Annotated in this window: 4 protein-coding genes; 3 read left to right on the forward strand and 1 reads right to left on the reverse strand. The window is 52.8% G+C overall.

The window, feature by feature from the left end:
* Positions 1-119: 119 nt before the first annotated feature.
* Entirely contained in the window at positions 120-1,121 is a 1,002-nt protein-coding gene (locus tag AC2FFF_RS19705) for an AraC family transcriptional regulator (protein WP_281973985.1), read from the reverse strand.
* On the opposite strand from AC2FFF_RS19705, the gene AC2FFF_RS19710 reads away from it, so the two are divergent.
* The 3 genes from AC2FFF_RS19710 to AC2FFF_RS19720 all read left to right on the forward strand — a co-directional run bounded on the left by AC2FFF_RS19710 (position 1,111) and on the right by AC2FFF_RS19720 (position 4,627).
* A complete protein-coding gene (locus AC2FFF_RS19710) occupies positions 1,111-2,661 on the forward strand; it encodes an amidohydrolase family protein (protein ID WP_271951639.1) in 1,551 nt (516 codons plus the stop codon). The two genes, AC2FFF_RS19705 and AC2FFF_RS19710, sit on opposite strands and share 11 nt — an antisense overlap.
* 86 nt (positions 2,662-2,747) lie before the next feature.
* A complete protein-coding gene (locus AC2FFF_RS19715; RefSeq protein ID WP_246097354.1) occupies positions 2,748-3,452 on the forward strand; it encodes a DUF3299 domain-containing protein in 705 nt (234 codons plus the stop codon).
* The gene (locus AC2FFF_RS19720) at positions 3,449-4,627 is read left to right on the forward strand and encodes a carbohydrate porin (protein WP_281973984.1); all 1,179 of its coding nucleotides are present in this window, start codon (positions 3,449-3,451) and stop codon (positions 4,625-4,627) included. Before AC2FFF_RS19715 ends, AC2FFF_RS19720 begins: the two co-directional genes overlap by 4 nt.
* The last annotated feature ends 203 nt before the right edge of the window (positions 4,628-4,830 follow it).

The raw sequence follows: 4,830 nt of genomic DNA on the forward strand, positions 1-4,830 counted from the left end.
CCAAAGGTATTCCTCTCGGCCATCGCTCTCGCTGCTACAGTCCTATTCTGGCTGTAAATCAATGAGTCTGGAGCCTAATCGTACGTTCCCAACCAAGTTTTCTTTTGGCTCGACCACATTTACTTGCTTCGGAACTTAGTCGGTGTCATTCCGGTTTGACCTCGGAAAAAGCGAGTGAAATGGGACTTGTCGGAATAGCCGAGCATCAGACCAATCTCCGCAATTGTCATCTTTTCTTTTTTGAGGTGCTCTTTGGCGACATCGACACGCAGCCGTTTGATTTCACGGGGTAGCGTTGTGCCTTGTTGTTGAAGCGCTTTCAGAAACCGTTCCGGTTGTATTCCCAGCATTCCAGCCACCAACTCTGACCCCAAATCGGTTTCATCTAGTTTGTCGCGTAAGACAGAGCGCAAAGCTGCCACCACGGTTACTTCTTCCTCTTGTTGAGGTGAGGCTATGGGCTTGGGAGAGCCCTCAGAGACATGGTGCAAAAACAACCATTCCACAGGAAAACTAATCTGCATTCCGGGATCAGTCCCAAGGCCAACCTCGATCCCTTTGTAGTCGATAGGCAGCCCATTGATGTATCTGCTTTCCCATCGCACACGCGAAGAATCCCAAGAATCTCCGACGACGGTCTGCAATAGGCGTACATAGATTGCGGCACCAAAACCGGTCACCTGAATGGGTGGGACAGTTGGTTCCTGTTGCCTCTCGATACGATAAGTCGCCTTGTCTGCTTCAATCACAAGGCTGTGCCGCACAGAATTGGACTCCTGCGGTACGAGCCCAACAAAGCGGGTAAAAAACTCGAATAACGTTTTCGTAGATTGCAAGGCTTGAGCGAAGGGCGGCCATCCTTGTAGGTCAAACGCCTCCCCTACATTCAGTCCTAGGTATCGATCTCCTGATACTTCTGAGAAGGCATTCACCAATCCGTAGACCAGCTCTGAGTGAACGAACACGGATGGGTCAGACAACAGTTCGGCTTTCAATCCGACCTGGTCCAATGCTGGTTGCGGATTGATCTTGCGTTCGGTGAGATATTGCAAAAACGGAGCGGCTAAGGAGAGGCGAATAAAGCCCTCGCTATGCTCTTGAGAGGCGGAGTTGAAAGGCAAGCTCGTCACCCTTGTGATGATTAGTATTTGTATTCAGTGGCCATTTTTACGAACACATTCGAACATGCTAATTCAAAAGTGGCAACCGAGGAAAAGTTTTCCGGACTACAGTTGGCAAAACATGAATATGAAGGGAGTACTTATGTCCGGTCTACGAATGTCGCTTTGCTCGACCGTAATTGTCGCTGCAGGTCTTTCTTTTTCAGCATCCGCGCAGGCTCAGGATCAAGAAGAACCCCAAACGTTGTTTACCAACGTGCATATCTTCGATGGCGTGAATGAACAGCGTATCGAGAATGCCAGCGTATTGGTCGAGGGCAACCTGATTAAGTCCGTATCGACCGATGCGATCGATGCCCCCAATGCTACAGTCATTGACGGAGAGGGGCGGACACTGACACCCGGGTTTATTGAACTACACGCACATCTCATGCTGATGGGGCCGACCTTGCCTGCGATGGAGGCCAACACGACCTGGGAGGACTTTGCCATACACGGTGCGCGGATGGCCGAGATGTATTTGATGCAGGGTTTCACCACTGTCCGGGATGCTGGTGGCGCTAATGGCGGACTACGTAGGGCGATTGACTCGGGGCAAATCGAGGGCCCTCGTTACTATCCATCTGGGGCGTTTATCGGAACACGCGGTGGTCACGCTGACTTCGCGAATTTCACAGCACCACCTGGTTCGGAGACAAACATGGGTCGGCTGAACATGGCTCAGGAGGTCAGTGGTGTTGATGACGTCTATAAATTCGCACGTAACAACTTTCGTATGGGCGCGACGCAATTGAAATTCATGCAATCCGGTGGTGTCGTGTCGGCATTCGACCCTTGGCAATTGCTGGCCGGGTCGCCCGAAGAAATCAGAGCCGCCGTGCAGGTCGCGAATGAATATGGCAGCTATGTCATGGCGCATTCCTATCGTAAGGAAGCTATCCTGAGTGCGCTCGACGCAGGTGTTATGTCAATCGAACATGGTTTTTCTTTTGACTGCGAAATTGCCGAAGTCATGAACGAGAAGGGTGCGTACATTACAACAAACCTAACGGCATTTGACCCCGGACTTCTCGACATTCCAGCTGTGGCGAATGTTCCGGCGAGCCTTGCCAAGGCAAAGTCTGCCTCGGCCACATTTGCAGGCTATATCGACAATATGAAAGAATGCCCGGTGAAGCGGGGTTTCCAGACAGACTGTGTTGGTTCGGTAGAGGCGTGCAATATCCAGATTGCCTACGAAAAACACTTAAACAATGATTTTTTCGGCCCCTACACGTCAATGGTCACGTTGACATCGACGGGTGGCGAGGTAGTCGCTCTATCAGGAGACTTTATGAACCCTTATACCGCAGGAAAACTGGGTGTGATCGAGGAAGGCGCCTATGCAGACATCCTGCTGATCGATGGTAACCCCCTCGAAGACTTCTCGGTCGTTGGCACGGGTGATCAGTGGTTTGGTGCCGATCCGAGGCCGGAAAGCCCTGAAACGATCCGGCTTATCATGAAGGACGGTGTGATATACAAAAATACACTGAATTGACCCCAAAACTCGACTGGAGAGTATTCATGTTCCTTTGGTTTCGTTCCGTCTTGCTCGCGGGTTTGGTCTGTTACGGTCATTCCGCCATGGCAACGCCAGGAGCAGCGCTGGACTGGGCAGACCTCCCGGACCCATCTGTGCAGGTCTTTGAGGATCCCTATCGGGAGCTCAGCCCCGAACAGTTCGACGACGTCCTATTCGTTGTGCGGATGCGTGGCAGGCTACAGCAAGACACTGGCAGCGCGGAAGAAAGACTGAATTGGCAGGAGCTTCTGACCGAGACCGAGGATGCCTTGGCGGGAGTTGGCGTTGATGTCGATTGGCTGCTCGATCAAAGAGAGCTTGTGAAAGAACGGCGAAGAAAGGCAGGAACAAACGGAAATCCGCAATTCGACGGTCAAACAATAACAATCGCGGGCTTTGCCATCCCGGGCCCGAGCGATCCAGACGGGCGATCTGTGGCGTATCTAGTGCCAGAACGAGGAATGTGTAGCCACATGCCCCCGCCCCAACCCAATCAAATGATTCGCGTGCGGTTGAATGGCGACTGGACGCCCAGCTATTTCCACGAACCCGTTCGGCTGACGGGCACGCTGACTATCGATCCCACTGTTCAGAATATGATGGTTGTGGACGGCCTTATGCCTATGAGTGCGACATTCCAGTTGGAGACGGAACGTGTCGAAACTCTGGAAACCGAAGCAGACAGGCTGGAATGGAAGCAGCGTGCCGCTGATCGTATCCGAGCGGCGGGCAATCGCAAGACCGGCGGGGCAAAGGCGTCTGAATGATAAGGCTTCTCGTTGTCGTACTGAGTATTGTCTCAGCCGGCGCGGCGTCGGCTCAAGGTCTGTCCGGGCCCTCTTCGGTCGAAGCTGATCTTGAGACCGGAGATGGACTGACCGATCCACAATATCGTTCCGATTTTCCGCGCAATACCGCACCGGGTTGGTTTCAGTGGAAAGACCGACTGGCGGAGAATGGGTTTCGGTTCAACATTGATTACTTGGCATTGGGCCAAACCACGAACGCGGATCTGGGGGAGGGCGAAGCTGCCAGCGGAATTGCGCGGTTCTATGGCAGTTGGCAGGCAACTGAACGAGGGTCTCTGACGTTCAAGATCGAAGACCGGCACAGTTATACCGATGTTGCCCCGCAATTCCTTGGGTTAGATGGTGGAGCGCTTTCAATCACAGGGACAGCCTTCAACGATAATGGGTTGCTATTGACCAATCTGTTCTGGACCCAAAGGGCGGAGAACGGTTCGTGGACGCTGCAAGTCGGCCAGATTGATGTAACGGACTTTGTGGACATCTATGGGTTGGTAAGCCCTTACAGTGGTTTCCAAAACCTGTCTTTCAATACCAATCCGACAATTAACGCGCCCAACCAAGGTCTTGGCATTGCCGGTGGGGTAAAGCTAAGCGAGAACCTTTACGCCGTTGCGAGCGTCTCAGACGCAAACGCCGACCCGTCTGATCCGAACTTTGATGTGTTTAGCGACGGCAATCTCTTCAAATCACTCGAACTTGGTTACACCTCTGGCTTTGATCGCATTTACTTCGACAATATCCATCTGACCCTCTGGCATGCGGATGCGGCTGACGATGGTAGCCGTCCAGAAGATTACGGCGCCGCGTTCTCAGCAGCATGGTTTATTGACAATAAGTGGATGCCGTTCTTCCGGGCAGGGGCCTCAAAAGGGGCAGCAGCACTCTATGATCGGTCCGTTTCTGCGGGTATTGGCTACTACGGTCGCAATACCGATTTGGCCGGGTTGGGCCTGGACTGGGCCGAGGCAAGAGGCATAGATGGCGATCAGTTCACACTCGAAGCATTCTACCGTTTTTCAATCGCACCCGGACTGCAGATCACGCCATCGGTACAATTCATTTCCGACCCGCTTCTAAATCCCGATCAGGACCGGATTACCCTGTTCGGTCTAAGAACCCGGATCGTTTTCTAATGCGGGGTGAATGCAATAGGTAAGTGGCAGTGCCAAAGGGCGACTAAGTGAGATCAACAGGACTTAGCAAAGTCCGCTTTCTGCGCGTTGCCACCGTTAGCGCGGACTGCAGCACCCGGTAGCTTTGGGCTGATTTCGTTGAAAAACTCCTGCTTGATCGGCGGCCCACCGGCTGATTCAATTCTCGAGACGAGCAGGAGGAT

The sequence above is a fragment of the Ruegeria sp. YTSA226 genome (assembly GCF_059609905.1).

What these genes read in the sequence shown, in the direction of transcription:
- AC2FFF_RS19715 (WP_246097354.1), top strand. Translation starts at nt 2,748, where the DNA reads ATGGCAACGCCAGGAGCAGCGCTGGACTGGGCAGACCTCCCGGACCCA.
- AC2FFF_RS19720 (WP_281973984.1), top strand. Translation starts at nt 3,449, where the DNA reads ATGATAAGGCTTCTCGTTGTCGTACTGAGTATTGTCTCAGCCGGCGCG.